Annotated in this window: 27 protein-coding genes; 13 read left to right on the forward strand and 14 right to left on the reverse strand. The window is 68.1% G+C overall.

From position 1 onward, the window contains the following. Nucleotides 1–619: 619 nt before the first annotated feature. The gene (locus tag ACS0OT_RS17870; protein ID WP_065196840.1) at nucleotides 620–3142 is read left to right on the forward strand and encodes a PepSY domain-containing protein; all 2523 of its coding nucleotides are present in this window, start codon (nucleotides 620–622) and stop codon (nucleotides 3140–3142) included. 92 nt (nucleotides 3143–3234) lie between these two features. On the opposite strand, the gene ACS0OT_RS17875 is transcribed toward ACS0OT_RS17870, so the two are convergent. Then, nucleotides 3235–5775, reverse strand: a complete 2541-nt coding sequence (locus ACS0OT_RS17875) for a methyl-accepting chemotaxis protein (protein WP_442255922.1) — start codon at nucleotides 5773–5775, stop codon at nucleotides 3235–3237. Nucleotides 5776–5977: 202 nt separating this feature from the next. Here ACS0OT_RS17875 and ACS0OT_RS17880 point away from each other — a divergent pair, with 202 nt between their 5' ends. Both ACS0OT_RS17880 and ACS0OT_RS17885 read left to right on the forward strand, forming a co-directional pair. Beyond that, on the forward strand, nucleotides 5978–6817 hold the full coding sequence (locus ACS0OT_RS17880; protein WP_005419680.1) for an arylamine N-acetyltransferase family protein: 840 nt from the start codon (nucleotides 5978–5980) through the stop codon (nucleotides 6815–6817). Nucleotides 6818–7087: 270 nt separating this feature from the next. After that, complete coding sequence (locus ACS0OT_RS17885; protein WP_061478210.1) at nucleotides 7088–7804, forward strand: ABC transporter substrate-binding protein; 717 nt, start codon at nucleotides 7088–7090, stop codon at nucleotides 7802–7804. Here ACS0OT_RS17885 and ACS0OT_RS17890 read toward each other — a convergent pair. Then, nucleotides 7788–8699 (reverse strand): LysR substrate-binding domain-containing protein, encoded by a 912-nt coding sequence (locus ACS0OT_RS17890; protein ID WP_032954576.1) that lies wholly within the window; start codon nucleotides 8697–8699, stop codon nucleotides 7788–7790. The two genes, ACS0OT_RS17885 and ACS0OT_RS17890, sit on opposite strands and share 17 nt — an antisense overlap. Before the next feature lie 98 nt (nucleotides 8700–8797). Between ACS0OT_RS17890 and ACS0OT_RS17895 the strand changes: the two genes are divergently transcribed. Continuing rightward, nucleotides 8798–8941, forward strand: coding sequence for a hypothetical protein (locus ACS0OT_RS17895; RefSeq protein ID WP_162911598.1), 144 nt, complete (start codon nucleotides 8798–8800; stop codon nucleotides 8939–8941). A 7-nt stretch (nucleotides 8942–8948) separates the two neighbouring features. On the opposite strand, the gene ACS0OT_RS17900 is transcribed toward ACS0OT_RS17895, so the two are convergent. Then, complete coding sequence (locus tag ACS0OT_RS17900) at nucleotides 8949–9515, reverse strand: GIY-YIG nuclease family protein (RefSeq protein WP_005419685.1); 567 nt, start codon at nucleotides 9513–9515, stop codon at nucleotides 8949–8951. A 133-nt stretch (nucleotides 9516–9648) separates the two neighbouring features. On the opposite strand from ACS0OT_RS17900, the gene ACS0OT_RS17905 reads away from it, so the two are divergent. Continuing rightward, nucleotides 9649–10431, forward strand: coding sequence for a D-alanyl-D-alanine carboxypeptidase family protein (locus ACS0OT_RS17905; RefSeq protein ID WP_065178822.1), 783 nt, complete (start codon nucleotides 9649–9651; stop codon nucleotides 10429–10431). A 13-nt stretch (nucleotides 10432–10444) separates the two neighbouring features. On the opposite strand, the gene ACS0OT_RS17910 is transcribed toward ACS0OT_RS17905, so the two are convergent. Together ACS0OT_RS17910 and ACS0OT_RS17915 are read right to left on the reverse strand one after the other, a co-directional pair. Then, entirely contained in the window at nucleotides 10445–11038 is a 594-nt protein-coding gene (locus tag ACS0OT_RS17910) for a TetR/AcrR family transcriptional regulator (protein ID WP_065178823.1), read from the reverse strand. Between the two features lie 16 nt (nucleotides 11039–11054). After that, nucleotides 11055–11651 carry an NAD(P)H-dependent oxidoreductase gene (locus ACS0OT_RS17915; protein WP_065178824.1) on the reverse strand — a complete coding sequence of 199 codons (597 nt, stop codon included), beginning with the start codon at nucleotides 11649–11651 and terminating at the stop codon, nucleotides 11055–11057. Nucleotides 11652–11776: 125 nt separating this feature from the next. Here ACS0OT_RS17915 and ACS0OT_RS17920 point away from each other — a divergent pair, with 125 nt between their 5' ends. Further along, complete coding sequence (locus ACS0OT_RS17920; protein WP_005419691.1) at nucleotides 11777–12310, forward strand: hypothetical protein; 534 nt, start codon at nucleotides 11777–11779, stop codon at nucleotides 12308–12310. 33 nt (nucleotides 12311–12343) lie between these two features. On the opposite strand, the gene ACS0OT_RS17925 is transcribed toward ACS0OT_RS17920, so the two are convergent. Beyond that, nucleotides 12344–13171: an isocitrate lyase/PEP mutase family protein gene (locus ACS0OT_RS17925; RefSeq protein ID WP_065178825.1), complete on the reverse strand. Its 828-nt coding sequence runs from the start codon at nucleotides 13169–13171 to the stop codon at nucleotides 12344–12346. Nucleotides 13172–13336: 165 nt separating this feature from the next. On the opposite strand from ACS0OT_RS17925, the gene ACS0OT_RS17930 reads away from it, so the two are divergent. From ACS0OT_RS17930 to accC, 4 genes are all read left to right on the forward strand, one after another. Then, entirely contained in the window at nucleotides 13337–14065 is a 729-nt protein-coding gene (locus tag ACS0OT_RS17930) for a DOPA 4,5-dioxygenase family protein (protein WP_065186306.1), read from the forward strand. A gap of 350 nt (nucleotides 14066–14415) precedes the next feature. Then, nucleotides 14416–14859, forward strand: coding sequence for a type II 3-dehydroquinate dehydratase (aroQ, locus tag ACS0OT_RS17935; RefSeq protein ID WP_065186305.1), 444 nt, complete (start codon nucleotides 14416–14418; stop codon nucleotides 14857–14859). A 59-nt stretch (nucleotides 14860–14918) separates the two neighbouring features. Continuing rightward, nucleotides 14919–15398 (forward strand): acetyl-CoA carboxylase biotin carboxyl carrier protein, encoded by a 480-nt coding sequence (accB, locus tag ACS0OT_RS17940; protein WP_019660824.1) that lies wholly within the window; start codon nucleotides 14919–14921, stop codon nucleotides 15396–15398. A gap of 10 nt (nucleotides 15399–15408) precedes the next feature. Next, nucleotides 15409–16776, forward strand: a complete 1368-nt coding sequence (accC, locus tag ACS0OT_RS17945; protein ID WP_065178826.1) for an acetyl-CoA carboxylase biotin carboxylase subunit — start codon at nucleotides 15409–15411, stop codon at nucleotides 16774–16776. Between the two features lie 133 nt (nucleotides 16777–16909). Here the strand turns inward: accC and ACS0OT_RS17950 are convergent, their stop codons facing one another. Both ACS0OT_RS17950 and ACS0OT_RS17955 read right to left on the reverse strand, forming a co-directional pair. After that, nucleotides 16910–17284, reverse strand: coding sequence for a hypothetical protein (locus ACS0OT_RS17950; protein WP_005419699.1), 375 nt, complete (start codon nucleotides 17282–17284; stop codon nucleotides 16910–16912). Beyond that, nucleotides 17281–18246, reverse strand: a complete 966-nt coding sequence (locus tag ACS0OT_RS17955) for a hypothetical protein (protein ID WP_065178827.1) — start codon at nucleotides 18244–18246, stop codon at nucleotides 17281–17283. The genes ACS0OT_RS17950 and ACS0OT_RS17955 overlap by 4 nt, the downstream gene beginning before the upstream one ends. 164 nt (nucleotides 18247–18410) lie before the next feature. Between ACS0OT_RS17955 and prmA the strand changes: the two genes are divergently transcribed. From prmA to fis, 3 genes are all read left to right on the forward strand, one after another. Beyond that, nucleotides 18411–19331, forward strand: a complete 921-nt coding sequence (gene prmA, locus ACS0OT_RS17960; RefSeq protein ID WP_065186334.1) for a 50S ribosomal protein L11 methyltransferase — start codon at nucleotides 18411–18413, stop codon at nucleotides 19329–19331. Between the two features lie 42 nt (nucleotides 19332–19373). Next, a complete protein-coding gene (locus tag ACS0OT_RS17965) occupies nucleotides 19374–20141 on the forward strand; it encodes a DUF3426 domain-containing protein (RefSeq protein ID WP_442255923.1) in 768 nt (255 codons plus the stop codon). Nucleotides 20142–20256: 115 nt separating this feature from the next. Then, entirely contained in the window at nucleotides 20257–20532 is a 276-nt protein-coding gene (gene fis / locus ACS0OT_RS17970; protein ID WP_005419706.1) for a DNA-binding transcriptional regulator Fis, read from the forward strand. A 184-nt stretch (nucleotides 20533–20716) separates the two neighbouring features. Here fis and ACS0OT_RS17975 read toward each other — a convergent pair whose 3' ends face one another. Genes ACS0OT_RS17975 through ACS0OT_RS18000 form a run of 6 tightly spaced genes read right to left on the reverse strand, consistent with a single transcriptional unit; the run spans nucleotide 20717 to nucleotide 26514 of the window. Continuing rightward, a complete protein-coding gene (locus ACS0OT_RS17975) occupies nucleotides 20717–21712 on the reverse strand; it encodes a phosphatidate cytidylyltransferase (RefSeq protein ID WP_065186303.1) in 996 nt (331 codons plus the stop codon). Next, the gene (locus ACS0OT_RS17980) at nucleotides 21709–22338 is read right to left on the reverse strand and encodes a lysophospholipid acyltransferase family protein (RefSeq protein WP_005419712.1); all 630 of its coding nucleotides are present in this window, start codon (nucleotides 22336–22338) and stop codon (nucleotides 21709–21711) included. Before ACS0OT_RS17980 ends, ACS0OT_RS17975 begins: the two co-directional genes overlap by 4 nt. Nucleotides 22339–22351: 13 nt before the next feature. Further along, nucleotides 22352–22786, reverse strand: coding sequence for a hypothetical protein (locus tag ACS0OT_RS17985; RefSeq protein WP_262220338.1), 435 nt, complete (start codon nucleotides 22784–22786; stop codon nucleotides 22352–22354). After that, complete coding sequence (locus ACS0OT_RS17990) at nucleotides 22783–24111, reverse strand: phosphatase PAP2/dual specificity phosphatase family protein (RefSeq protein ID WP_262089933.1); 1329 nt, start codon at nucleotides 24109–24111, stop codon at nucleotides 22783–22785. Before ACS0OT_RS17990 ends, ACS0OT_RS17985 begins: the two co-directional genes overlap by 4 nt. After that, a complete protein-coding gene (locus ACS0OT_RS17995) occupies nucleotides 24111–25862 on the reverse strand; it encodes a bifunctional alpha/beta hydrolase/class I SAM-dependent methyltransferase (protein ID WP_235646050.1) in 1752 nt (583 codons plus the stop codon). Before ACS0OT_RS17995 ends, ACS0OT_RS17990 begins: the two co-directional genes overlap by 1 nt. Nucleotides 25863–25896: 34 nt before the next feature. Then, the gene (locus ACS0OT_RS18000; protein ID WP_099485488.1) at nucleotides 25897–26514 is read right to left on the reverse strand and encodes a CDP-alcohol phosphatidyltransferase family protein; all 618 of its coding nucleotides are present in this window, start codon (nucleotides 26512–26514) and stop codon (nucleotides 25897–25899) included. Nucleotides 26515–26596 lie beyond the last annotated feature (82 nt).

Below are 26596 nucleotides of genomic sequence, written 5' to 3' on the forward strand. Positions count from 1 at the left end.
GGGGACGCTGCAAGTACGTCCCTGTAAGCTTGGCAGCCGCTTGCTCGTGTGCGCTGTCCTGCGCACACGTCAAGACCGGGGTTGGGCGTCCTGCCCAACCCGCCCGAGGCATGCCTCGGGCCCATGCGGCTGACACCCCGCACTCCGACACCGCCCCACCTCTGACAGATCTTCGCGGCTGTTGGTAGGTGTCGACCTTGGTCGACACATCTGTCAGATATCGATATTCAGAACGGAATCAGACCCCGTGCCGACCAACGGTCGGCACCCACCAAAGCAGAACGCCGTTCCGACAGATCGCAGGAAACTGTCGAAGGCGGGGTGGGTCCGGTTGAGGGGGTGTCCGCGGCATGGATGCCGTGACCAAGGCTACAGGGACGTACTTGCGCCGTCCCCCGCAACCGGACCCACCCCGCCTCCTCACAGGAAACCCGCTGTTGCTTCGGCTGTTGCTTCTGAGGTTGCCGGCCAGCGGCCGGCACTACCGCGGGTGCCGGGTGCCGCCCGGCCGGTACCTCCAGCTTGACCGCAGCCAACGCGCCACGGAGAATTCCGCGACTAATTCTCATTTGCTGTTGCGCAGGATGCGGGCGGCAGCCTCCCGGGCCCCTCTCCTTCGATGTTCAAGAACGTCCTGTTCCAACTGCATTGGCTGCTGGGCATTACCGCCGGTGCCGTCCTGGCCGTGATGGGCCTCAGCGGCGCCGTGCTGTCCTTCGAGGACGAGCTGCTGCGCGCCGCCAATCCCGGCTTTGCCGAGATCGCCGAGCACCATGCCGACGGACAGCATCCCCTTGCACTCAGTGAACTGGTGCCGCTGCTCCAGGCCGGCAGCGAACGCCCCCTGCAACGCCTGCGTATCGATGCCACCGGACAGCGGCCGTCGGTCGCGCGCTTTGCCGGCGGCAAGGACCACTGGGTGTACTTCGACCCGTACAGCGGTGAGCGCTTCAGCGCCCTGCGCGGCCAGGCGTTCTTTGACTTCGTCGAGGACCTGCATCGCCACCTTGCCGCGGGCGAACGCGGCAAGTGGATCACCGGCAGCTGTGCCATCGCCCTGCTGTTCTTCACCCTGTCCGGCCTCTACCTGCGCTGGCCACGACGCTGGTGGCACTGGCGCAGCTGGCTGGCAGTGGAGTGGAAACGCAGCGGGCGCGGCTTCCTGTGGAGCCTGCACTCGGTAGTCGGCACCTGGGTGCTGCTGATCTACCTGATGAGTGCGCTGACCGGCCTGTGGTGGTCGTTCGACGGGTATCGCAGTGCGGCCAGCACGCTGCTGGGCGTCCCACCGGCGGCCAAGCACCAGGTTGCCACCGATGCGTCGCTGGACCTGCACCGCATTGAAGCCACGCTGTACGCGCTGCCGGGCGTGCGCGCCGGCTTCATTGACCTGCGCCTGCCGGAGAAACCCGGACAGGCACTGAATGTTCGGGTGATGGCCGGTGATCCGTCGCAGCGCGGCGGCCACCACGATCGTGCGCATGACCTGCTGCAGCTCGATCCGGCCAGCGGTGCGGTTCTCGATGCCCGCCCGTACGCACGCCAGGGCGCGGGCGGACAGCTGGCCACCAGCGTGTTCGCGCTGCATTCGGGCAGCTACTTCGGTGTACCCGGACGCGTGGTGGTGATGCTCAGCAGCCTGGGCATGAGCCTGTTCTTCATCACCGGCTGGATGCTGTACCTGGACCGCCGCCGCAGCCAGCGTGCCGCGCGCGGGCTGCGCCAGGCGCTACCGATGCCGGCCAGCGACGCCGGCAACGCAGCGTGGCTGGTGGTGCATGCCAGCCAGAGCGGACTGGGCGAACAGCTGGCGTGGCGCGCGGCGGCCCAGCTGCAGGCGGCCGGCCATGCGGTGCAGGTGCTGCCGCTGGCGCGCATCGATGCCGCGCTCCTGCTGCGTGCATCGAGCGCGCTGTTCGTGCTGAGCACCTTCGGCGACGGCGAGCCGCCCGACGCCGCACGGCGCGCAGCGCGGCAGTTGCTTGCACAAGCGCTGGACCTTTCGGGCCTGCAGTTCGGCCTGCTCGCGCTGGGTGACCGCCAGTACCCGCACTACTGCGGCTTCGGCCGCCGGGTCGATGGCTGGTTGATCGGAAACGGCGCGCGTGCACTGTTCGAGCGCGTCGACGTCGATGCCGCCTCGGTCCCCGCGCTGCGCCGGTGGCAGCAGGAGCTGGGTGCGCTCACCGGCATCGTCACCGATGACAGCGTGCTGCCTGCGGCTACGCAGATGCATGAGTGGCGCCTGCTCGGCCGTGACCGCCTCAACCCTGGCAGCGTCGGCGGAGCGATCTGGCGTATCCGTCTTGCCGCACCGGCCGACGTGCAGTGGCAGGCCGGTGACATCCTGCACATCGCGCCCCGCCACAATGCGCAGCATGCCGGTGCCGTGTTGAAGGCGCATGGGCTGGATCCGCTGCAGCCCTTGCTGGTCGATGGCCATCCGCGCACGCTGCTGGCGCTGGCCAGCGAACGCGAGCTGCCGGAGGCCGATGCCGCGCTGGCAGTGCAGGATGCCTGCCTGTGGCTGGCCGGGCTGCCGCTGCTGCCCAGCCGCGAGTATTCGATCGCCTCCTGCACGGATGATGGCGTGGTGGAGCTGGTGGTGCGGCTGGTGCATGACGCCTCCGGTCGAGCCGGGCTGGGCTCGGGCTGGCTGTCGTTGCATGCGCCGATCGGTGCCGGCATCGTCGCCCGCGTGCATCGCAACCCCGGTTTCCATCGTGTCATTGGCGCGCCGATGGTGCTGATCGGCAACGGCACCGGCATCGCCGGCCTGCGCAGCCTGTTGCGCGAAGCCGCCCGTGCAGGCGAACACGGGCACTGGCTGTTGTTCGGCGAGCGCCAGCGTGCACTCGATTTCCTGTTCGCCGACGAGATCGAAGCGTGGCAGGCCGATGGCCATCTCGCGCGGGTGGACCTGGCGTTCTCGCGCGATGGCGACGGCGGTTATGTGCAGGATCGCCTGCAGGCGGCCACCGGAACGCTGCGCGACTGGATGCGGCGCGGTGCGGTGATCCATGTCTGTGGGTCGTTGCAGGGCATGGCCGAAGGCGTGGATCAGGTGCTGCGAACGGCGCTGGGCGATGAAGCGGTGGAAATGCTGCTGGAAAACGGGCGCTACCGCCGCGACGTGTATTGATTCCTGCCGCCGAACGCTGGTGTGAGCCGAGCATGGGCTCGGCTCTACAGTGTTCCTGCAGCCGATGTAGCGCCGAGCCTACGCTCGGCTGACTAGGCCGCGGCGGCGCGCGCCTGCGGCATCGACTGCAACCGGAACGCGCCCACCGCGTCGGCCAGGGCACGCACCTGGACCTGCATCTGCGCCGTGGAGGCACCGGCCTCTTCCACCAGGCTGGCGTTGCGTTGGGTATTGGCTTCCATCTGCACGATGGTCTGGTTCACCTGTGCGATGCCGGCATGCTGGTCCTGCGACGCACTGCGGATACCCGCCAGCAGCTCGGCCAGCTGCTGCACGCTGCCGACGATCTCGCCCATCGTGGTGCCGGCCTGTTCGGCCTGCTGGTTGCCCTCTCCCACACGCGCCACCGAATCCTCGATCAGGCCCTTGATCTGCTTGGCCGCCTCTGCGCTGCGTTGTGCAAGCAGGCGCACTTCCGCGGCTACCACGGCGAAACTGCGGCCCTGCTCACCGGCACGCGCCGCTTCCACCGCCGCATTCAGCGCCAGGATGTTGGTCTGGAAGGCAATGCCGTCGATCAGCTGGGTAATGTCGCCGATCCGCCGCGATGCCTCGCTGATGCCCTGCATGGTCGCCACCACCTGGCCGACAGCCTCGCCGCCGCGCTGCGCCACCGCAGCCGCACCCTTGACCAGCGCGTCGGCACGGCCTGCGGCATCAGCATTGCGACCGACCGTATCGGTCAGTTCGTGCATGGAAGCGGCGGTCTCTTCCAGGTTGGCGGCCTGCTGCTCGGTGCGCTGAGACAGATCATGATGGCCGGCAACGATCTCGCCAACGCCGGTATCGAGACTGGAGGTGGCGTGCTGGATGCGGGTGACGATGCGGCCCAGCTGCGCGACCGTCGCGTTGGCATCATCGCGCATGCGCGCGAACACGCCCTGCAGCTCACCCTCCATGCGCACGCTGAGGTCACCACGGGCCAGCGCAGCCAGCAATGCCTGCAGGTCACCGAGGTTGGTTTCAAACGTCGCCAGCAGGCGGTTGATGCTGGTCGACAACGTGCGCACGAAGCCCTGCTTGCCCTCCAGCGCGATGCGACCGTGCAGGTCGCCGTGTGCTGCAGCATCGACCAGGGCAGCGACCTCGGTTTCCAGCAGGGTCTCCAGCGCACGACTGCGCCATTCCACCGCTACGCCGAGGAATTGCCCTTCATCGATGACGGGGTTGGCAATCAGCTGGTAACGCGTGCCGGCATGGCCGATCTCGCGCTCTTCGCGCTGGCGCACGCCGGCCAGGCTGGCCAACGCCGGATGCAGGCGTACCGCGTCGCTGCCCACCAGCGCTTCGTTCCGCAGGTCAAGCAGCTGCAGCAATGCCGGGTTGGCGTAGGCGACCTGCCCTTCCGCATCGATCACCATCAAACCGGTCTGTGCACTGTCCAATGCCTGGCGCACCCGGGTGTTGCCGCGCGCCACGGCACGCTCGGTCTCGATACGCGCGCGCAGGCGCTGCTGCATGTCGACCAGGCGCTGCGCCAGCTGGCCGATCTCGTCGTTGGCGTTGTAGACGCGCAGGGTGGTGTCCAAGCGGTCTTCAGCGATGTCGCTGGCGAAGCGCAGGGTGTCCTGGATCGGCTGGCGCACCGCACGCAGCACCAGGACCAGGCTGGTGATCAGCACGCCGGCCACCAGCAGCAGGGTCAGTGCGAACAGCACGCTCATGGTGCGCGCGCCGGCCTGCTGGCGTGCCTGCGCCCCGGCCAGCGCCGCCACCTGTGCCTGCTGGAATGCGGCCAGCGCAGGCGCTACGCCCGCGGCGGTATCCAGCAGCGACTGCGCTTCCACATCCAGGCCGACGCGGGCCGCGGTACACCCCAGCAATGCGGCCTGATACGCATCCATCCCGGTGCGCAGGGTGACCTGCGCATCCGCGGGCAGGCCCGCCAGCGCGAGATCGAACGGCAGCTTTTCTTCGCTGGCGCGGTCGGCGTGGGTGGAATCACCGTCGAGCAGCAGCAGGGCCTCCTGCCGCCGCATCTTCTGCAGGGACAACGCCAGCGCATCCCGCTGCTGCGCATCCACCTGCCCCTGCAGCGTGTCTGCAGCCAGTTGCAGCTGCGCGGCGAGGCCGGCCTCACCACGGCCCATCTCGTCGACCCGTTCGAACAGGGCGGCAACACCCTGCGAGAACGCGTCTGCAGCTTCGGTCAGCGCCTGCAGGGCCTTGCGCCGGCCGGCATCCATCGGCATCGTGCGCAGGGCCTGCAGATCGTCCTGCAGCGCCTTTTGCGTGGCCAGCAGCTGCGCGCGGTCGGCATCATCGAAACTGCGTGCATACTGGATCTGCAGGCGGCGCGCTTCGGCCACCCGCGTGGCCAGGCGCGCGGCCAGATCACTGCCGCGCTGGTAGCTGGCCTGGCTGCGCGCAGCCTGCGTGCTGGCATGCCCGGTCCAGGCAAAGGCGGCGGCAATTGCGACCAGTCCCAGGCCACAGACCCACAAGGTCGCCTTGAGCTTGTTGGCTACGCTCAGCCGATGCGGTTGCAGCCACAGCAGCAGGCCGGAAGACGCCGGGCGCAGCGCCGCAAGCCGCGTGCGCAGGGACCGGAGGTGGGGGACAACGGCCGACATGACAGACTCCAGGCAAAAGGACGCACCTGTATCGGCCGGATTCAAGGCAACTTTAGAACTTTCGTCGTCCTGGCCCAGCGGTGACGGGCGGACGCGGCCTTTGTACCGGGTGCAGGCGACGCTGGCGTGACACGACCAGCGCCCTTGACCTCAACCCCGGTTGGGGGAGCACAGTGGACCTCCCCTCCCGCCCGGTGCCGCCATGACGACGCTCGATGTCCCCCGCTACCTGCAGCGCCTGCAGCTGGATGCCCCGCCACCGCTGACGCTGGCCGGCCTGACCCTGCTGCAGCAGCGTCACAACGCAGTGCTGCCGTTCGAGACCCTCAGCTGCCTGCTGCGCGATGCGGTACCGATCGACCTGGACAGCGTGCAGCGCAAGCTGCTCGACGACCGTCGTGGCGGCTACTGCTTCGAACTCAACGGCGGCCTGCTGGCGCTGCTGCAGGCGCTGGGCTTCGATGCACAGCCATTGAGCGCGCGCGTGCTGCTGGCTGCCCAGGACGGCGAACTGACCGCACGGACCCACCTGCTGCTGCGCGTGCAGGTGGACGGCGATGACTGGCTGGTGGATGCCGGTTTCGGCAGCCTGACCCCGACCGTGCCGCTGCGGCTGCATGATCCGCAGCCGCAGGCCACTCCGCACGAACGCTATCTGCTGCAGCGGCTGCCCGGCGAGGGGGATTTCGTGCTGTCCGCCGAATCCGCTGACGGCTGGCGGGCGATGTACCGTTTTGACCTGCACGTGCCGGCACCGATCGACAACGTGGTGGGCAACTGGTACGTGTGCACCCATCCCGACTCCAGCTTCCCTGGCCAGCTGCGCGCGTCGCTGACCGGGCCGGACTGGCGACGCACCATCGGCAGCGGCAACTACACCGAGTACCGCCCCGGCCAGGCACCGGACAAGCGTCCGCTGCAGGATGTTGCCGACGTGCGCGACGTGCTGCAGCAAGGCTTCGGCATGCAGCTGCCGGACGACCCGCGGCTCGATCCGGCGATCAACGACTGGCTGCAGCGCTCACGCGCCGCGACCTTGTAGAGCCGAGCCCATGCTCGGCTGAGCTTGGGCGGCTGGGCCAACAGCAGCCGAGCGTGGGCTCGGCCACGCGCCAGTCGCCCGCGTCGACCGGTCCGAAGCGCAGCTCAGCCCCCGCTCGCAGTGCACGCTCCAGGCTCACCTCCAAGTCCATGCCCACACCTGCGGCCTCGTCGGCAAACGGAAGGTAGGCCATCCTGCAGTCGTGCAGCATGACACTCCTTGCAGGGCAGCGCTGGCATGCTGGGTGCCCCTTTTCTCGCGGAGTCCTGCATGTCCCTGGCCGATCACCAAAGTGCGCTGGCACCGCAGGGCTTCCTGCGCGTGGCGATCAACCTGGGCAACCCGGTGCTGGCGCAGGGCGATGCGCACTCGCCGCGCGGACCGTCGGTGGAGCTGGCCGCGATATTGGCGCAGCGCCTGGGTGTGCAGGCACGCTTCACCTGTCACGATGCCGCAGCCTCGGTGGTCGCTGCGGCAGGCGAAGACGGCTGGGATCTGGCCTTCCTGGCCATCGATCCGGCACGTGCCGACCGCATCGCCTTCAGTGCTCCGTACGTGGAGATCGAAGGCACCTATCTGGTGCGCGAGGACAGTCCCGCGCAGCAGGTGACCGACCTCGACCGCGAGGGGCTGCGCATCGCGGTGGGCCGCGGTGCAGCCTACGATCTGTTTCTCAGCCGCGAACTGCGCCACGCCACGATCGAACGGGCCGAGACGTCGGCGGCTGCGATCACCCTGTTCGATCTGCAGCGCCTGGATGCCGCCGCCGGCGTGCGCCAGCCGCTGCAAGCATGGGCGCGGGCGCATCCCGGCCACCGCGTGCTGGCCGACCGTTTCACCGCGATCCAGCAGGCGGTGGCGGCGCCGGCATCGCGCCCCGCCGACGCGCTGCAGGCGCTGTTCGAGGAAGTGGAGGCGATCAAGGCCGGCTCGCTGCTGGAGGAGGCATTCGCGCGCGCCGGGCAGGCGGTCACGCTGGTGCGATGAGTGTAGCGTCCGCCATGTGCCGCACGTGTTCGGCAGCCTGCGCGTGCAGCCAGTCGCGGAAGGCAAGAAAGCCGCGGTGGCGGGCCGAACGCTGCGGGTAGACCAGCCAATGCGGCCAGGCGGTTTTCAGGCGCAGGTTGGACAGCGCAACCAGTTGGCCGGAATCCAGCAACAAGCGCGCCCGCGTCACCCGCCCCAGCGCCACGCCCACCCCGTCCAGCGCCGCACGGTGGTGTGCCTCCGAATCATCCAGCACCGCTACGAAGCGCGACGGCGGGGTCTGCCCGCTCAACGCGAACCAGGCCCCCCACGCGCCATCGGGGTCCCCCAGCAGTGGCCACTGGTTCAGTGGCACCCGGTCGATCCCTCCCATGCGTTCGATCAGCGCCGGGCTCGCCATCGGCAGCAGCCACTCGTCGAACAGCGGCTCAACCACCAGGCCCGGCCACTGCCCGCTGCCCAGCCGCAGCGCGGCGTCGAACTGGCGCTGCCGCTCGAAATCAATCAGGCGCTCACTCGACTGCAGGTTGATCTCGATCTGTGGGTGCTCAGCCACGAAGTGACCCAAGCGCGGCACCAGCCACGCCGACGCCATCGACGGCACCGCACTGATCGTCAGCACGTGCTCGGCGCGGGCCGCATAGGGCTGGAAAGCTTCGTTGATCGCATCCAGATGCGGGCCGACCTGGTCGAGCAGGCGCTGCCCCTCCAGGGTGAGGGCGACGCCACGCGGTTGGCGGACCAGCAGTGGCTGCCCGAGCCGCTCTTCCAGCTGGCGCATCTGATGGCTGAGCGCACTGACGGTCAGATTCATCGACGCCGCTGCCCGTGACAGGTTGCCCAGCCGCGCGGCGGCCACGAATCCCTGCAGGGCATGAAGGGGCGGACGGGACATCAGGCTTGAATTCCTCTCAAGGCATGCTTGCGGAAATGTCTCTTTTTGCGCTTCCATGCTGCCCGTATCGTGCAATCCACTCAAGTGGAGGCACGCTCATGAACATCTTCGGCAGCCTGTTGTTCCTGCACGGCCATGTGGCCAACGCCGAGCTGGCACGCCAGCTGGCCAGCCCGTCCACCGCCTCCCCTGCGTGCGCGGCGCAACCGGCCGCGCCGGTTCAGCAGCCGAGGACCCGTTGAACGCGGCTCAACCTGTGTACCAGCGTTGGACGTATTCAGGCAGCCAGGGCATTGGATCGATATCCAGTGCCCGGCAACCGTCGAGCGTGTCACGCAGCACGCCCTCACCGGGGCCACCGGGAATCCGCAGGCCTTCTTCTTCCGGAAGCTGCACCACAGCCCAGTCGTGCAGCCGGTCCATGCGCAGGCGCAGCGCCGCCTGCAGCCATGCCTTCAGCGGGTAACAGCGATAGCCTTGTTCACCCAACGCAGCAATTGCCAGCGACAAGGCCTGGTTGGCACCACGTACCCATTCAGTACGACCCCCAGCCTTGTGCTGGATCGTCATCGGTGCCGGTGCGCGGTGCGCCTTGAACGGCGAACGCAGCTGCAGCTCCAGATCACGTGCATCGCGCTCGCCCTCCGCTTCCACCAGCGCACCGGCATCGAGGTCGAAGAACTCGAACCATCGCCGATGCAATGCGCTGATGCGTCCGAGCGGATCACGTGAAAAGCCGATCTTCGCGTAGTCCTCCCACGCACACGGGAAGACGTAGGTGAAGACACGACCGTCGATGCGGATATCCGATTGCATGTGCGCAGGCTGCCTCGACCCCAGCCCGGGCGCAACCGGGCGTTGCCGTGGACGCTGCAGCGCTCCGGCAGTGCGGCTTCGTGCAGCCGGCACGAACTATTCTTGCTGACCGTCGCTGCCATCTCCGCCCGCCATGCCGTCTGCTGCGCCCGCCCCCCTACCGATTTCGTCCATCACCCTGGAAGCGGCGACCTCCGCGGTGATCCACCAGCACAACGCTGAAACCGCGCGGCAACCGGCATCGCTGACCAAGCTGATGACCGCCTACGCCGCCTATGCGTGCGTCGAAGAGAACGGACGCTCGTGGGACGACCCGGTCACCATCGCCGCCGACGATGTGCATGCCGTGGCCGATGATGAAACGCGCATGGGCCTGGTGCCCGGCGAGACAATCACTCTGGCACGCCTGCTGGAAGGGTTGATGGTGGTTTCCGGCAATGACGCTGCATTGGCGATCGCGCGTCACCTGGACGGATCGCAGGCCGCATTCCTGGAACGCATGAACCGGCACGCACGCCAGCTCGGGCTGCGCAGCACCTGGTTTGCCAGCGTGTCCGGCATCACCACACCGCACCATGTCTCCAGCGCGCGCGACATGGCGGTGCTGGCCGCCCGCCTGTTGAACGACCATCCGCAGATCCTGGCGATCACCGCGCAGCGCGCGTTCGCCCATGGCAGCTTCAACCGCAGCAACCAGAACGCCCTGCTCGGCGAAGACGGCGTGGACGGCTTGAAGACCGGCTACACCCAGGCCGCAGGCTTCTGCCTGGCCGCCACCGCGTGCCGGCCAGTATCCGGGCGGGACCAGCCGGTACGGCTGATCACCGTGGTGTTGGGCTCTGCAAGCCGCGACGCGCGCGACGCACTGGTGCGCGACCAGCTGGCCGCGGGATTCGCCGCCCTGGCCGGCGGCTGACCGCTTGTGCGGCTCAGCGCCGCTTGACCGTCGCCACGATCAGCCGCTGCAGCTCGGCCACGGCACCGGCCTTGTCCAGCGCGCCGGCAGCCACACCCTCTGAAAGGGCTTCAGCCGCACCGAGGATGGCCCAGCGCCCCGCCAGCGACACCGTGCCGTCGGCGGCGAACGGGCCCAGCCAGACCTGGCAGTTGTCGATGAAATCCTGCTGGTAGCGCCGCCGCACCTCATGCAGTTCCGGCGCCCCCACCAGCGCGGCGAGGATGCCTTGCACTTCACTGCCCTGGCTGAGGACGCAGTCGATGTAGCCGGAGGCGATGGCCGCCGCCCGATCGACCAGCTGCGCCCGGGCGCGACCGATGCGCTCGTGGAAGACCACGGTCTGGCGTCCGTCATAGTCATCGTAGAGCGCCGCCAGCAAGCCATTGCGGGTCACGAAGTGATCGTAGGCCACAGGCTTGGTCACGCCCGCCGCTTCGGCCAGCCGCCCCAGCGTCAACGCTCCGGTACCTTCTTCGCGGACCAGTGCCCAGGCCACATCCAGCAACTGGCGGGTGCGTTGCTCCCGGGTCATTCGGCGGCGCGTGGGGGTGGCGTTGGCGGGCATCGGCGGAGCACGGCGATCAGCGCATTGGAACACCAATTTTACGGCCGATCGCCAGCGCGGTCTGTAGATGCGCTTCAGCGGCACCGGTATCGGCGTCCAGCAGCAGGTGGGACGACAGCACGCGTGCGCCGCAATAGTCGAAGATGCCCATGTCGATCTGCGTCCTCATTGCCGCGTCGTAGCCACGACGTTCGACCATGGCTGCGTCGGCGCCGCCCAAGCCGACCAGATGCACATTCAGGCGCTGCAGCTTCTTCACCAGCCTGCCCTGCGCATCCTGTGCGTAGGCCCAATCGTTGGTGAACACACGGTCGATCCAGCCTTTCAGCAGCGCCGGGAACGACCACCAGTACAACGGGAACACCAGCACCAGCGTATCGGTGGCATCCAGCCGCGCGTGCTCGGCAGCGACATCGGCCGGTACCGCGCCGGTGCTGCGGAACAACGCCTGGTCCTGCGGGTTGAAGCGCGGATCGAAGCCTTCGGCCATCAGGTCGGCATAGGCCACGGTGTTGCCGGTGTCGGCCGCGGCAATGGCATCACCGATGCGACGCGCCATCGCGTGGGTCAGCGAAACGGGCTCAGGGTGGGCGATGACAATGAGGCTGTGCATGGGGATCTCCAGGAATTTATACCTACCAATGGTAAGTAGCGATTCCTGGGAAACCAGCGCCACCGGTGGGACGCTGTTTTCGCGTCCAACGTATAGTGCAACGATGCCCTGTGGGACATCCGGACATGGATCGACGCCTGCCCCTGACGATACTGACGCTGCTGCTGTCGCTGTTGCTGCCATCCGCCTTCGCGGGTGAACTCAGTCCCAGTGACGCGAAGGCCCTGCGCGAAGATGTGCGCGCCCTGATGACTGCCTACGCCCGCGGCGACGCGGACTTCCTCATCGAGCGCACGCATCCCAGCCTCAAGCGGCTGGCCGGCGGCGATGAGGCCTTCCAGGCGATCACCCGCGATGCGTTGAAGAAGCAGCACAGCGGCGGCGTGGTGGTCATCAGCGAAGACGTCGGTGTGCCGACCCGGACCTATGCGGCCGGGGAGGAAGAAGTCTGCTTCGTGCCACGCCAATCCCTGGTACGGGTGCGTGAAACCCCGATGCGCAGCACCACGTTCATGGTGGCCGTGCGCCGCATTGGCGGTTCCGGGTGGACGTATCTGGACGGCACGGGGCTGCAGGACAATCCGCGCCTGCTTCGCCAACTGCTGCCAGCGCTGGAACCCGGCGTGATCCTGCCCAAGCGGGAGATCGAGGCGTTGTAGTCACCGGCCCTTCCCGTCATGCAGGGCGCGGGGCTACTGGAACAACGCGTTCAAGGCAGCCCCGGACGCCGCCTGCTGCAGGCCATTGAAGCGTCCGTCCTGCACGATCGGCTGGGTCGCCTGCATCAGTCCAGCCCACGCGGCACGCGCCAGCGCACCGCCCAGGCTGACCCGGCGAACGCCAAGTGCGGCGATGTCCTGCAGGCTCAGTGCTGTGGGTCCAGCGACCAGCAGGTTCACCGGCTTCGAGCCCGCGGCGGCGACCACCGCACTGATCTGCTCGCGCGTACTGATGCCCGGTGCATACAGCACATCGGCACCGGCCTCGGCGTAGGCACGCAGGCGCCGCAGGGTGTCCTGCAGATCCGGTACGCCCACGAAGAAGTTCTCCGCTCGCCCGACCAGCAGCACGTCGCCGCCCGCGCGGTCGATGGCCGCACGCGCCGCGCGCAATCGCTCGACCGCCTGCTCGATGGGCCTCAGTGGTGCATCGGCCAGGCCGCTGGCGTCCTCGATCGACAACGCCGCGATGCCGGTAGCGAGCGCCGCGGCTACCGCCTCCTCCACCGCCTGTGGCGTAGCGCCGAAACCATCACCGAAGTCGGCATTCAACGGCAACGGGGTCGCCGCCGCCATCAGTCGCAGGTGCTCCAGCGTGGCCTGCAGCGATACCGCGCCGTCCGGCCGCCCCTCACTCCAGGCGCAGCCGGCACTGGTCGTGGCCAGGGCCTGGAAGCCCTGCCGTTGCAGATAGCGCGCACTGCCCACGTCCCACGGATTGGGCAGCACGAAGCATCCTGCTGCATGCAACTGGCGGAAGCTGGCGCGCTTGCGCAGGGTGTCGGCATCAGGCGAGGCCATGGCGGGCTCCGGGGCAGTAGACCTGCACCCTAGCCCGCCGTTCGGTCGCGCTCAAGGCGACGAAGGCAGCCGTGCATGAAGTGATGCCGGCTGCTTATTGGACGCCACCGGCAGCCCTGCCCGAGCGTGGACGCCTGCCCCCACAATGCCGCCACGGAGCCCCTCATGCACCCGGACCCGCATCCCCTCACCGACGCAGGCGACGATGACGCCCACTGGGCCGACCTGCTCTCGCCCGCCCGCCGGCGCCTGATCGCGTCGGCCGGCCTGGCCGCCGGCGGCCTGGCCAGCGCGTCCACCGCCACCGCCGCCGCGCGCGTCGGCAGCGCCGTGAACACCACCGAACCCGGGCGACCTGGCTTCCGCGCCATCGTTCCGCCAGCGCCCAAGGGCCGCAGCCCCTGGGGCCAGGCCACGGCCAGCGAACCGACCCCGCGCCCGGCCAGCGTGCGCCCCGGCGAGGCCACGTTGCCCACCGCCCCGCGCGCCTACACCGACATCAAGAGCTACCACGCCCATATCTATTTCGATGAGGACAGCTTCGAGAAGGCAGCCCTGCTGCGGCGCTGGGCCGCCGAGCGCTTCCCGGTGGAGCTGGGCAACTGGAACCTGGAGCCGCGCGGCCCGCACGTCACGCCCTCTTTCTACTTCGGCTTCACCAACGACCTGCTGCCGGTGCTGGTGCCGTGGCTGCAGCTCAACAGCCTGGGGCTGACCATCCTGATCCACCCCAATACCGGCGACGGTCGCGCCGATCACCTGTATTACGCCTTGTGGGTGAACCGCGCGCAGCCGGTGAACGCCTACAACTGGCCGGCGCCACAACCGGGGGAACAGGAGCCGTTGGAGGAGGTATTCCCGAACGTGGTGCCGACGGTGCCGCTGGAAACCTGAGCGGATGTCCGATTGGGGCGCTGGGGGGGGCAGCGCACCTTGGGCAGCCCCCTCGGTGGCTGCGTAGCTTGCTGCGCGCCGCACTTCCTTCATCCACGCATGGCGTGGATCTACCGCATCATGGGCCGTTGCGGCATCGCCCCTCGCCCGGCCCTGCCGTGATCGTCGGCCTATGTGCTCGCATCCACCGCCTGCACGACGTTCAGCGCGCCTTGATCCGGCGTCCGCCATACAGCCACAGGCCCTCCGGCACGTTTCAAACATACGATTGAAACGCTGCAAACTTCGCCGAACTGGACAGCATCCACCGGTTCCGCCAGACTGCCGCCCTTTCCCGTCTTCCGGATCCCATGGCGAAGCTGCTGGTCCTGCACGGCCCCAACCTCAACCTGCTCGGCACCCGCGAGCCGGAGGTGTACGGCCACACCACGCTGGCCGACATCGACCAGGCCCTGGCCGCGCAGGCATCGGCTGCCGGGCACGCCGTGGAGAGCCTGCAGTCCAACGCCGAGCATGTGCTGGTCGACCGCGTGCAGGCTGCGCGCAACGACGGAACCGCTTTCATCCTGATCAACCCCGCCGCCTTCACCCACACCTCGGTGGCCCTGCGCGATGCGCTGGCAGCGGTGGCGGTGCCGTTCATCGAGATCCACCTGTCCAACCCGCATACCCGCGAACCCTTCCGCCAGCACAGCTACTTCAGTGACAAGGCGGTGGGCGTGGTGTGCGGCTTCGGTGCCGACAGCTACCGCTACGCGATGGACGCGGCGCTGCTGCGCGTATCCGCCACCTGATTGTCGACCCGGGCGCCCACGGCGCTCTCCTCACCTAGATAGAAACCAAAGAGGCCCTCATGGATCTGCGCAAAATCAAGAAGCTGATCGACCTGCTGGAAGAGTCGAACCTGGCTGAAATCGAAATCAAGGAAGGCGAAGAGTCGGTGCGCCTGTCGCGCGCTCCGGTCGCTGGTTATGCCGCACCGGTCGCTGCTCCGGTGTACGCCGCCCCGGCGGCGCCGGCGGCGCAGGCCATGCCGATGCAGTCGCCGACCGAAGCGTCCACCGGCGGCACCGCCAAGCCGGGCCCGGCGCTGCCGGAAGGCCACGTGCTGCGCTCGCCGATGGTCGGCACCTTCTATGCCTCGTCCGCCCCGGACAAGCCGGCCTTCGTCACCGTGGGCCAGCAGGTCAAGGAAGGCGAAACCCTGGCCATCATCGAAGCGATGAAGATGTTCAACCCGATCGAAGCCGACACGTCCGGCACCATCGTCGCCATCCTCGGCGAGAACGGCCAGCCGGTGGAGTTCGACCAGCCGCTGTTCGTGATCGGCTGAGGGGCGCGCCATGCTCGACAAAGTCGTCATCGCCAACCGAGGGGAGATCGCGCTGCGCATCCTGCGCGCGTGCCACACCCTCGGCATCCGCACGGTGGCCGTGCACTCCACGGTCGACCGCAACCTCAAGCACGTGGCCATGGCCGACGAGTCGGTCTGCATCGGTCCGGCGCCGTCGCCGCAGAGCTACCTCAACATCCCGGCACTGATCGCCGCTGCTGAAGTCACCGACGCCCAGGCCATCCACCCGGGCTACGGCTTCCTGTCGGAGAACGCCGACTTCGCCGAGCGCGTGGAAGAGTCTGGCTTCATCTTCATCGGCCCCAAGGCTGACACCATCCGCATGATGGGTGACAAGGTCGAAGCCATCCGCGCGATGAAGGCCGCTGGCGTGCCGTGCGTGCCCGGCTCGGGCGGCCCGCTGGGCGACGACATCGTCGCCAACACCAAGATCGCCCGTGAGATCGGTTATCCGGTCATCATCAAGGCGGCCGGCGGCGGTGGTGGCCGTGGCATGCGCGTCGTGCACGCCGAAGCCTCGCTGAAGACCTCGATCGAAACCACCAAGAGCGAGGCCAAGGCCGCGTTCGGCAATGGCGAGGTCTACATGGAGAAGTTCCTGGAGAACCCGCGCCACGTGGAGATCCAGGTGCTGGCCGACGGCCAGGGCAACGCCATCCACCTCGGCGAACGCGACTGCTCGATGCAGCGCCGCCACCAGAAGGTGGTGGAAGAAGCACCGGCACCGGGCATCACCGCCGAACAGCGCGAGCAGATCGGCAAGGTGTGCGTGGAAGCCTGCATCCGCATCGGTTATCGCGGCGCCGGCACCTTCGAATTCCTGTACGAGGACGGCCGCTTCTACTTCATCGAAATGAACACCCGCATCCAGGTGGAGCATCCGGTCACCGAAATGGTCACCGGCATCGACCTGGTGGCCGAGCAGCTGAAGATCGCCGCTGGCCAGAAGCTGTCGATCAAGCAGAGCGACGTGGTACTGACCGGCCATGCCATCGAGTGCCGCATCAACGCCGAAGATGCTGAGACCTTCGTGCCGAGCCCGGGCACCATCACCGGCTTCCATCCGCCGGGCGGCCCCGGCGTGCGCGTGGATACCCACATCTACAGTGGCTATCGCGTGCCGTCCAACTACGACTCGATGATCGGCAAGCTGATCGTGCACGGCCCGGACCGCGAAACCGCCATCGCCCGCATGCGGGTGGCGCTGAGCGAGATGGTGGTCGATGGCATCAAGACCAACATCGCCCTGCAGCAGCGGATCATGCGCGACAAGGGCTTCCAGGCCGGTGGACAGAACATCCACTACCTGGAAAAGCGCCTTGCCGAACGCAAGAACAAGCCGATCGCGCTGACCTGATCGTCACCCGATGCTGGACATGGAAAGGGCGGGGATATTCCCGCCCTTTCCTGTTTTCCTTCCGGCAGCGCCGAGCCGTTCCCGGCTTGCGGGCGAGTGCAGCCGAGCATGGCTCGGCTCTACTGATGCGGCCTCAGCGCGCGTCCGCCGCGGTCGCCGGAATCTGCGAATTGGCCAGCGGCCGCACGCCATTGGGCGAGGTCGGATCGACGATCACCATGGTCTCGGTCGAGCCATCCGGCCAAACTACCTGGAAGGTGCTGCCAGCCGGCAGTGAAGCGAACGGCATGCCCGTCTGCGCGCGATAGACCGCAGCGACCTGGCTGGCGCCGGCGCGGCGCACGTCTTCCTGCGCCTTCACCGTGGTCAGTTCCACCTTCGACAGATGCCGGTACCGATCCTCGTAGGTATCGATCATCAGCAGGCCGACCGCACCGGCAGAGTAGGCCACGAACAGCGCCACCCAGAACCAGAACTTGGCCCCATGCAGGAATCGACGGTAATTCATCGCCCGTCCCTCTTTCCAATCAATCGCTTGATCCATTCCTTCATTTTCCCAGCACCTTGCCGCGATACCGCAGCGTCATACACGAAATCCCGGAAATCCTGCGCTCCATCCTGCGAACAGATCCCTCCGTTCGCACAAAAACTGTTGACCAGCACGCTGTCCGCTCCACACGGTAGACCGAGTTCGCAGGCCGCAAGCCGCCATGCAAGCTCACTGAGCTGTTCGCCCGCCACCAGGCCGTCGAGTGCGCTGTCACCGGCGGCACGCACGCCCATGCCCGGCGCGATCGCCATATAGGCCTCCGGGTCACGCGAAGTGCGCACGCGCTCGACCAGGTCGCGGCGGTACTCGGCACTGTCATGCAACGGCTCACCCTCGGCGAACAACGATGCTTCTGCGGCCAGGTTGCCCTGCGCGGCCGCCTTGCGGCGTTCGGCCAGCACCAGCGCAGCGCCCAGCTTGTCGCCCGGAACGAAGCCGCCACACCGCTGCGCCACGCGCTCGCGGGCCTCGATCATCGCCGGCGCCGCGGTCAGGCCCAACCCGCTCAACACGTTGTTGTCCAGGCGGTAGCCACCCGGATCGAGTGCGTACTGCGCGCAATAGTCGTACACGCGGCTGAGCATCCAGCGCGCTTCATGGTTACCTGTATCGGCCTGCACGCGCAGTCGCTGGGCGTAGGCGTACAGATCGCTGGCGTCTTCGATGTCGGCGCGGAGGTCCAGCGGCAGGCCCGACGGCAGCGTGTTGCCGCGCTCGACGGTGGCCAGCCGGCGCGCCAGGGCTTCCGGCACCACCGGCAACGCCGCTCCGCTGTCGCGGCTGGCCACGACGGTCGGCAGGTCCGGCGACGGTGATGCCACGCCCGCCGCATGGCCGCTGGCCCGGTACCCGGCCACGCCCAGCACGGCCACCGCCGGCAGCACGAGCAACCAGGTTTTCAGGGTCGGGGCGAAGGCCATCGGCGGCGGTGAGCGTTCACGGCGCACAGGAAAGTGACGAGTTTAGCAAGGCCCGGCAGGCCTGTCTGAACTGCCCCCGTTCATCTCAAGGTGGCATCTCACGCGATACGGAGACGCTCCGATGGTCTAGCATGGCCCCCTTTCCCGTGATTGCCCCCACCGCCATGCCGTTCCTGGAACTGACCCTGCGCTGCACCGAAGCCACCCAGCCCCGCTATGAAAATGCGCTGGAGGACGTCGGCGCACTGGCTGTGACCCTGCTCGATGCCGAAGCCGACACCAGCAACGAACAGGCCATCCTCGAACCCGGCGTGGGTGAAACGCCGCTGTGGGACACCCTGGTGCTGAGCGCACTGTTCCCCGCCGACAGCAATGCACTTTTGCTGCTGGCCGCGCTGGAATCGTTCGATCCGGAACTGGACTGGAGCAACGGCAGCTTCCGCGCCGTCGAGGATGAAGACTGGGAACGCGCCTGGCTGGACCAGTTCCAGCCGATGGATTTCGGCAGCCGTACCTGGATCGTGCCGTGGAACCATGAACTGCCGGACGCCGCGCAGGCCGCCGATGCCGCCGTGGTGCGGCTGGACCCGGGCCTGGCCTTCGGCTCGGGCACCCACCCGACCACCGCCCTGTGCCTGCGCTGGCTGGACCAGCTGGCCGTGGACGGCCAGTTGCAGGGCCAGCGCGTGCTCGACTTCGGCTGCGGCTCGGGCATCCTCGCCCTGGCCGCGCTGAAGCTGGGTGCCGCCGAAGCGGTCGGCGTGGACAACGATCCACAGGCGCTGGTCGCCACCGCCGACAATGCCGAGCGCAACGGCGAGCAGGCACGCATGCACGTGTACCTGCCGCAGGACGAACCGGTCGCCACCTACCCGATCGTGGTCGCCAACATCCTTGCCTCGGCACTGGACGCGTTGGCCGAGCTGCTGGCCGCGCGCGTCGCTGCCGGCGGCCGCATCGCCCTGTCCGGCATCCTGCATGGCCAGGAAGGCGAACTGCTGCAGCGCTACGCCGCGTGGTTCAACGACCTGCAGGCGACCCAGGATGGCGACTGGATGCGCATCACCGGCGTACGCCGCGCCTGATCGTGATTGAATGACCGCTGGATCCGAGCCCGCACCCTGAGCATGTCCGAGCCGAACCCGCCGCGCCGCCCCTTGGCCACCTTCCTGCGCCCCGCGTCGGAAGGCGAGGCTGCACCTGCGACCGATTCACGCACGCCCGACCCGGCGATGGATGACATCCCGCCAGCCCAAGCCCGCACCCCCCTCGAAGCGGCGCCGCCACCGATGGCGGAAACGCGACAGTGCGATGACATCGTCAACCCCGACGAAGCGGCCGTGATCGAACCCGTCCTTGTCGCTCCGGCTCCGCAGGCCGTGGCCGGAGATGCACCCAGTTTCCTGGGCACCTCGCGGCCACGCGCACTGCCGACGCCACGCTGGCACTGGGGGCTGGTCGCCGGACTGGCACTGCTGCTGGTCCTGCAGAGCGTGCTGGCCGATCGTGCGCGACTGGCCGCCGACGCCGGCAACCGCGCCTGGCTGGGCGCACTGTGCGGCGTATTGCGCTGCAGCCTGCCGGCCTGGCATGACCCCACCGCGTTCACCATGACCAGCCGCGAGATCCGCCCCGTGCCGGGCCAGGCGGGCGTACTGCAGGTGCAGGCCAGCATCCGCAACGATGCGCGCTGGGCACAGGCCTGGCCGGATCTGCGCCTGTCGCTGTCTGACGCCGATGGCCGGGTGATCGGCAGCGGCGTGTTCGCACCGGCGCAGTACCTCGGCGAGAACCCCGGCGCGGCCGTGCTGGAACCTGGCCAGAGTGCACGCATTGCGTTCCGCGTGCAGGAACCCGCCGCATCCACCGTCGCATTCACCTTCGACTTCCTCTGAGCAGGATAGAGGCGACCAGCCGTGGCAGGTCGGGCACGCTCGCGCTAGACTGGCCGCCACCACCTCGTCCGGCCGCGCGCTCCGCGCGCACGGGCCAACCGAATCGGGAACCCCCTTGAACGCTGTCCTCTCTCGTCCTGACAACAGTCGTGGCGCTCCCCGGCCACCGCTGCGTGAACACGTCGCCCAGTCCGTGCGCCGCTACCTGCGTGACCTTGATGGCTGCGACGCGGACGATGTCTACGAGATCGTGCTGCGCGAGATGGAAATCCCGCTGTTCGTGGAAGTGCTCAACCACTGCGAAGGCAACCAGAGCCGCGCCGCGGCGATGCTGGGCATCCACCGCGCCACCCTGCGCAAGAAGCTGAAGGAATACGGCATCAGCGCGTAAGCGCGCGTGGGTCGTGCCGGCCGCTGGCCGGCAACCCCATGAACGATGGCAGGGAGTTGCAGTTGCCGGCCAGCGGCCGGCACTACCGGTGGATCCACGCCATGCGTGGATGGAAGCCCGGCAAAGTCAACCGCCCCCGCCCGTCAGTAGATCCACGCCATGCGTGGATGAAGGCCCGGTAGGATCACCCGCCCCCGCCCGCCTTCCAGTAATACCGCACCACATGGAAGAACACCGGCGCGGCGAAGCACACCGAATCCAGCCGGTCGAGCATGCCGCCATGGCCCTCGATCATGTGGCCCCAGTCCTTGATGCCACGGTCGCGCTTGATCGCCGACATCACCAGCCCCCCCCAGAACCCCATCAGGTTGATCAGCAGCGACAGGCCGAACGCCTGCAGCGGCGTGAACGGGGTGATCCACCACAGTGCCGCACCCAGCGCACTGGCACTCAGCACGCCGCCCACGAAGCCCTCCACCGTCTTCGACGGCGATAGCTTCGGGGCGATCAGGTGCCGGCCCAGCAGCTTGCCCCAGATGTACTGCAGCACATCCGAGGACTGCACCACGATCACCAGGAAGGCAAACAGCAGCACGTTGCGCGCCGGATCATGCCCGGGCACATGCAGGTTGAGCAGCAGCGGCACATGCGAGATGCAGAACACGCAGATCATCAGCCCCCACTGCACCTTCGCCGTCCGCTCCAGGTAGTGCGTGGTATCGCCACCGATGGTCGACAGGATCGGCAGGAACAGGAATGCGTAGACCGGAATCAGCAGCGTGTACATGCCGTACCAGTCGATCCACACCAGGTAGTACTGCCACGGCAGCACGATGTAGAACGCGGCCAGCAGCGCGTAGTAGTCGCCCGAGCGGGTCGGTGCCAGAGTGATGAACTCGCGCAGCGCGAACAGCGAGATGATCGCAAACAGTACGATCACCCCGGCGCGACCGAAGAACAGCGCCAGCCCGACCACGATCGCCATCACCCACCAGGCGCGGATGCGCGACACCAGGTTGGCGATCACTGCACTGGGCTGCCCACGCTGCCGCCAGCGCAGGGTCTCGGCCACCAGCGTGGCCAGCACCAGCACCACGCCGACGCCGGCAAACAGCAGACCGGTCTGCTGGCCCACGCTGCGCGCGGCCAGGTCACCGGACACGTCCATCAGATAGCTCATGCGCGCCCTCCATTCGGCGCCAGGTCCAGCAGCGCCTGCCGGCTGCGGGCCAGGAATGCAGCCTTGTCCTCGTCGGCCTGCAGCCGCAGCGGCGTGCCGAACGTAGCCGTGCACAGCAGCGGCAGCGGCAGGAACCGGCCCTTCGGCATCACCCGCTTCAGGTTGTCGATCCACACCGGCACGAACTCCAGCTCCGGCCGTTGCCGCGCCAGGTGGTAGATGCCGCTCTTGAACGGCAGCAGCGGCTCATCGCCCACATTGCGCGTGCCTTCCGGGAACAGGATCAGCGAGCACTCTTCGTCGACCGCATCGCGCAGCACCTGCAACGGGTCCTGCTGGCGGTGCCCGGCCTCACGCTCTACCAGTACACCGTTGAACACCGCATCGATCAGGTAGCGGCGCAGGCCGTCGCGCTGCCAGTATTCGGCGGCGGCCACCGGGCGTACCTGTCGCCGCAGCGCGGGCGGCATCGACGACCAGATCAGCACGAAGTCGCCATGGCTGGCGTGGTTGCCGTAGTACACGCGGCGCTCGCTGGACGGCGCACAGCCGATCCACAGCGCACGGGCGCCCGTCACCACGTGGATCGCGCCACTGCAGGCGCGTGCAATCAGTTCGGCGAACATCGGTCCCTCCCGTTCACGTCTGCGGCCACACTACGGCCAGTACCAGTAGTGCGGCCTGCACTGCCGTCAGCAGGTACTGGCGCAGCAGCAGCCGGCGCATGCCGGCCCAACGCACGTCCCAGCCGCGCAGCGGCGCATCGGCCGGTGTGCGGCGCAGGCCACTGTCCTGCAGCAACTGGTCGGTACGGCGTGCAGCGGCTTCGCCTTCCAGGCCTTCATCGCGCAACAGCTGCAGCAGGCTCGCGTCCAGCCCGACCCGCCATGCATGGTAGGCCTGCACGAGCCCAGCGCCCACACTGAGCAGCAACAGCCCGGCGGCGATCATCGCCAACCCCGCTTCGATGCCCAGCAGCAGCGCCACCAGCAGCAGCCCCAGCGACAGCAGCGCGGGCCAGCGTCCCTGGCGCAGCAGCAGTTGCATGGTCGCCAGATCGGGAACGGCACTCATGCGCGCACTCCAGCCGCTGCGGTGATGGCTTGCAGATGCTCCGGGCCCAGCACGATGCCGGGGCGTGCCGCACGCACGATGGCGACCGCCGCTCCGACTTCCGCGGCACGGCCCGTGCGCAGCAGCCACGTCGCCACGCTGGCGGCACTGCGCGAATAGCCCAGTGCACAGCACACCAGTAACGGCCCCTGCGGCCGCAGACGCTCGATGGCCTCGGCGGCCTCGCGCAACTGCTCCGGCGTGGGCACCACCAGGTCCAGCATCGGCACGCTGCCATACGCCGCACCCGGCGCGCAGCAGGACAGCTCGGCGCAGGCATCGACCACGGCCACCAAAGGTGCCGGCAATACCGTGCAGGGAATCCGGCCCAGCCACACGCCGTCCAGCACCGGCACCGGCTGCGGCGCACGCCGTGTCCACAGCCGCGAGTTGACCCAGGCGGCGCCCAGGTACGGTGCCAGCAGCCAGCGTGCCGCCATGCTCAGGCGACCATCGGCGCGCTTCTGGAACACCGCCGTGCCCAGCCCGGCATACGCCAGCGCCACCAGCATCAGCGACACCACCGGCCACAGCAGCCACAACGCCGTACCCCGCAGCAGGACCACCGGCACCAGCAGCACGGCGGCCGCCAGCAGGTACAGCGCAGCCAATCGCCACCGCTTGGCATGCCGCGCGATGCGCCAGGCCCGCAGCGGTGGCGTGCCCTGCTCCGGCCACAGCCACACGCACAGCCAGCCGGCCAGCAGCCCGGTCGGGATGTCGATGAAATGATGCTGGAACGTGGTCAACACCGAGACGCCGATCAGCAGCGCCCACACATGCAGGACCCAGCGCCAGGCACCGTGCAGGTACTGCGCGAACTTCACCCACAGCACGATCAGCAGCACGATGTGCAGCGATGGCGCCTGGTTGAACGGCTTGTCGAAACCCAGCAGCACATCGAACAGCCAACCGAACACGCCGCCGATCTCCGGCCGCTCGAAGCTGAAGCGCAGCGGCCACAGCAGGAAGCAGCTCACGGCGATCAGCTGTGCACTGAATAGCCGCAATGCGTGCCGGTCCAGTTCGAGGCGCTGCCGGCACAGGAAGAACGAGACCGCGTAGAACAGGTCGATCGACCAGTACGGCACGATCGTCCATGGCATGAACGGAATCTGCGTTTCCCAGCCGAACGCCATCACCGGCAGTTCGGCGTGGCGGCCGGCCATCCAGTTGGCGAAGCCGTAGCTGGCAAAGAAGAACGGGCCCAGCAGGGCCAGCCACAGCAGCGCGCGCCGCCAGGGGCGCCCCGCCGTGGCAAGCGGAGTTGCAGCCAGCGTCGCCATCACGCGGTCCGGCGTGCCAGCGACACAGTGAAGATGCCGAAGTCATCGATGCGCTGCGCCACTTTCTCGAACCCGGCCAGGCGCACCAGTTCATCCATTTCCTGCTGGGTGCGGCGGCGCATCACCCAAGCAGCGCCACCACGATGACTGGTCAGCGCGCGGGCGATGAACTCCAGCTGCGGGTGCCAGGGCTGGCCGGTGTAGGCCAGGTAGCCACCCATCGGCACCGTTGCGGCGATGCCCTGCAGCGAGCACAGCACGGCGTCGTTGTCGGGGAACAGTTCGTACAGGCCCGATACCACCGCCAGCGTCGGCGCCGGATCGACCTGCGCCAGCTGCACCGGATCGAACGCATCGCCCTGTTCGAAACGGGCGATGTCGGACGCACCGAGGCGCTCGATCAACGCTTGGCCCTGGGTCACGTTCAGACCGCTGAAGTCGCGCAGCACGATGCGCTCGGCGCGTTGCTCGCCCTGGCCCAGCGCTTCCAGTACATAACGGCCATGGCCAGCGGCCACGTCCAGCACGCGCACCGGCATGCCCTGCCCGCGCAGGCGTTGGGCGGCATCGCGCAGCAGTTCCTGCAGGTGCCGACCGCGAATGCGGATGCCGCGCCAGCCGATCGCATCCAGGTAGTTGCGGTCGACCAGGCGCCCCAACGGGCCCTTGCCACGTGCTTCGTCGCGATAGATGTAGTCCAGCGTGCTGCCCGAATCGAAACCGGTCTGCAGGCCCAGTGCAATGCCTTCGGACAGTCTGCCGCCAAAGCGCAGGCCACCGCGCACCACGCGCCAGCGCAGGTCGGCCAGGCTGTTGCGCTCGGGCGGCCAGGCCAGGATTTCAGACTCCTCAAATGTCGGCCCATGGCGGTGCGCATCGCGCCGCGACAACTCGCGCAACGGTTCGGCGAATCGCGCCTGGATGAAGCTGCGGATACGTGCCAGTGCCGGTGCCCGATCACGCTCGCCCAGCGTGTCGTGGAAGAAGCCCGGCAGATGCACGCGCTCCTTGATCGGGCTGGACAGGCGCTCGTAGAAGCGGTCCTGCGGGCCACGGTGCACGACGAAGTCCGAGCCGGACACCAGCAACTGCACCGGCACGCTGATGGCCTGCGCATCGGCGACGATGCGATCGGCCGCCTCATACAGGCCCAGCAACACGCGCACCGAGATCGGCCGGGTGATCAGTGGATCGGTGCGGTAGCTTTCCACCCGCGCCGGATCGTGGGTCAGCCATTGCGGCTTGACGTAACTGTTGACGAAGAAGTTGCCGCGCAGCTTCTGCATCAAGGCCAGGCCCGGGCGTGCGAACGGCACGTACAGCTTCACCTTGAACGCCGGGGAGGCCATCACCAGCGCGCGCAGGCGCGGCGCGTAGTCGTGCACCCAGGTGGCGGCGACCACGGCACCCACGCTCTGCGCGATCACCACGATGTCTTCCACCGCGATGCCATGCTCGGCGCCGATGTGGGCGATGAAGCTGTCCAGGTCGCGCACCAGCGCCGGAAAGCCCGGTGCATCGCCACGCGCGCCCGGCGAACGGCCATTGCCGCGCGCATCCCAGGCGAAGAAGGCGGTGTCAGGCAGGTCCAGCTCATCGACCAGATGGGTAACACGCCCGGAGTGCTCGTGCCCGCGGTGCAGCAGCACGATGGCCTTGGTGGCCGGCGCTGCGGTGGTGCCCGCCCAGTACCGGTAGAACAGCGGTACCTGGTCGAAGCTGTGGAATTCCCGTTCCTGCGCCTGACGCATGCAATCTCCTGATTGTCTTTTTCTATCTGCTTGATTAATTTGGCGAAACTGCGGTTTCCCGCAGTCCGCGACGGACCCGGTTGATCATCGTCAGCACGCACAGCACCGCCATGGCCGCGGCCACGCCCGTGACCGTCATCGCGCCAACCCACTCAAACGCCAGCAGCAGGCCCAGCGCACCGATCACGAAGGCGCGGTCGCTCTTGCCCATCGGGCCGTCATAGCGGCGGCTGGCGCCGACCATCAGCCCCAGCACGCCGGCGTATTCGCTCAGCGCCGCGGTCCAGGCCAGCAGCCACAGCGCCTCCGGGCGCACGCCCGGCACGCTGAGCAGGCTCAGGTACAGCGCCGCATCGGCGATCACATCGCACAATTCGTTCAGATAGGCACCCAGCCGCGACTGCTGGCCGAATTCGCGGGCCAGCATGCCGTCCACCGCGTTGAGCGCCATGCGCAGCAGCATCCACAGCGGCAGCAGCAGGTACAGCCATGGCTGCGCCGGCGCGCAGCACCAGACGGCGCCGGCCACCAGCAGCGAGACCACGGCAGCGGCCACGGTCACCGCATTGGCGGTGATCCCCATGCGGTACAGGCCGCGTACGGCTGGACGCAGGAGGTCCTGAAAACGTCCTTTCAATGCATAGATCGACACGATCCGAACCCGCTGATCCTTGGCAGTTCCCGCACAGCCTACCCGATTGGGGCAGCGTGCCCCATCGAATTGATTGCGGACC

The sequence above is a fragment of the Stenotrophomonas maltophilia group sp. RY12688 genome (assembly GCF_052149045.1).
In the GTDB taxonomy this organism is placed as follows: Bacteria; Pseudomonadota; Gammaproteobacteria; order Xanthomonadales; family Xanthomonadaceae; genus Stenotrophomonas; species Stenotrophomonas sepilia.

Excerpts from the sequence above, each read along its gene's own strand:
- ACS0OT_RS17870 (WP_065196840.1), top strand. The coding sequence starts at position 620 with ATGTTCAAGAACGTCCTGTTCCAACTGCATTGGCTGCTGGGCATTACC.
- ACS0OT_RS17875 (WP_442255922.1), bottom strand. The coding sequence starts at position 5,775 with ATGTCGGCCGTTGTCCCCCACCTCCGGTCCCTGCGCACGCGGCTTGCG.
- ACS0OT_RS17880 (WP_005419680.1), top strand. The coding sequence starts at position 5,978 with ATGACGACGCTCGATGTCCCCCGCTACCTGCAGCGCCTGCAGCTGGAT.
- ACS0OT_RS17885 (WP_061478210.1), top strand. The coding sequence starts at position 7,088 with ATGTCCCTGGCCGATCACCAAAGTGCGCTGGCACCGCAGGGCTTCCTG.
- ACS0OT_RS17890 (WP_032954576.1), bottom strand. The coding sequence starts at position 8,699 with ATGTCCCGTCCGCCCCTTCATGCCCTGCAGGGATTCGTGGCCGCCGCG.
- ACS0OT_RS17895 (WP_162911598.1), top strand. The coding sequence starts at position 8,798 with ATGAACATCTTCGGCAGCCTGTTGTTCCTGCACGGCCATGTGGCCAAC.
- ACS0OT_RS17900 (WP_005419685.1), bottom strand. The coding sequence starts at position 9,515 with ATGCAATCGGATATCCGCATCGACGGTCGTGTCTTCACCTACGTCTTC.
- ACS0OT_RS17905 (WP_065178822.1), top strand. The coding sequence starts at position 9,649 with ATGCCGTCTGCTGCGCCCGCCCCCCTACCGATTTCGTCCATCACCCTG.
- ACS0OT_RS17910 (WP_065178823.1), bottom strand. The coding sequence starts at position 11,038 with ATGCCCGCCAACGCCACCCCCACGCGCCGCCGAATGACCCGGGAGCAA.
- ACS0OT_RS17915 (WP_065178824.1), bottom strand. The coding sequence starts at position 11,651 with ATGCACAGCCTCATTGTCATCGCCCACCCTGAGCCCGTTTCGCTGACC.
- ACS0OT_RS17920 (WP_005419691.1), top strand. The coding sequence starts at position 11,777 with ATGGATCGACGCCTGCCCCTGACGATACTGACGCTGCTGCTGTCGCTG.
- ACS0OT_RS17925 (WP_065178825.1), bottom strand. The coding sequence starts at position 13,171 with ATGGCCTCGCCTGATGCCGACACCCTGCGCAAGCGCGCCAGCTTCCGC.
- ACS0OT_RS17930 (WP_065186306.1), top strand. The coding sequence starts at position 13,337 with ATGCACCCGGACCCGCATCCCCTCACCGACGCAGGCGACGATGACGCC.
- aroQ (WP_065186305.1), top strand. The coding sequence starts at position 14,416 with ATGGCGAAGCTGCTGGTCCTGCACGGCCCCAACCTCAACCTGCTCGGC.
- accB (WP_019660824.1), top strand. The coding sequence starts at position 14,919 with ATGGATCTGCGCAAAATCAAGAAGCTGATCGACCTGCTGGAAGAGTCG.
- accC (WP_065178826.1), top strand. The coding sequence starts at position 15,409 with ATGCTCGACAAAGTCGTCATCGCCAACCGAGGGGAGATCGCGCTGCGC.
- ACS0OT_RS17950 (WP_005419699.1), bottom strand. The coding sequence starts at position 17,284 with ATGAATTACCGTCGATTCCTGCATGGGGCCAAGTTCTGGTTCTGGGTG.
- ACS0OT_RS17955 (WP_065178827.1), bottom strand. The coding sequence starts at position 18,246 with ATGGCCTTCGCCCCGACCCTGAAAACCTGGTTGCTCGTGCTGCCGGCG.
- prmA (WP_065186334.1), top strand. The coding sequence starts at position 18,411 with ATGCCGTTCCTGGAACTGACCCTGCGCTGCACCGAAGCCACCCAGCCC.
- ACS0OT_RS17965 (WP_442255923.1), top strand. The coding sequence starts at position 19,374 with ATGTCCGAGCCGAACCCGCCGCGCCGCCCCTTGGCCACCTTCCTGCGC.
- ACS0OT_RS17975 (WP_065186303.1), bottom strand. The coding sequence starts at position 21,712 with ATGAGCTATCTGATGGACGTGTCCGGTGACCTGGCCGCGCGCAGCGTG.
- ACS0OT_RS17980 (WP_005419712.1), bottom strand. The coding sequence starts at position 22,338 with ATGTTCGCCGAACTGATTGCACGCGCCTGCAGTGGCGCGATCCACGTG.
- ACS0OT_RS17985 (WP_262220338.1), bottom strand. The coding sequence starts at position 22,786 with ATGAGTGCCGTTCCCGATCTGGCGACCATGCAACTGCTGCTGCGCCAG.
- ACS0OT_RS17990 (WP_262089933.1), bottom strand. The coding sequence starts at position 24,111 with ATGGCGACGCTGGCTGCAACTCCGCTTGCCACGGCGGGGCGCCCCTGG.
- ACS0OT_RS17995 (WP_235646050.1), bottom strand. The coding sequence starts at position 25,862 with ATGCGTCAGGCGCAGGAACGGGAATTCCACAGCTTCGACCAGGTACCG.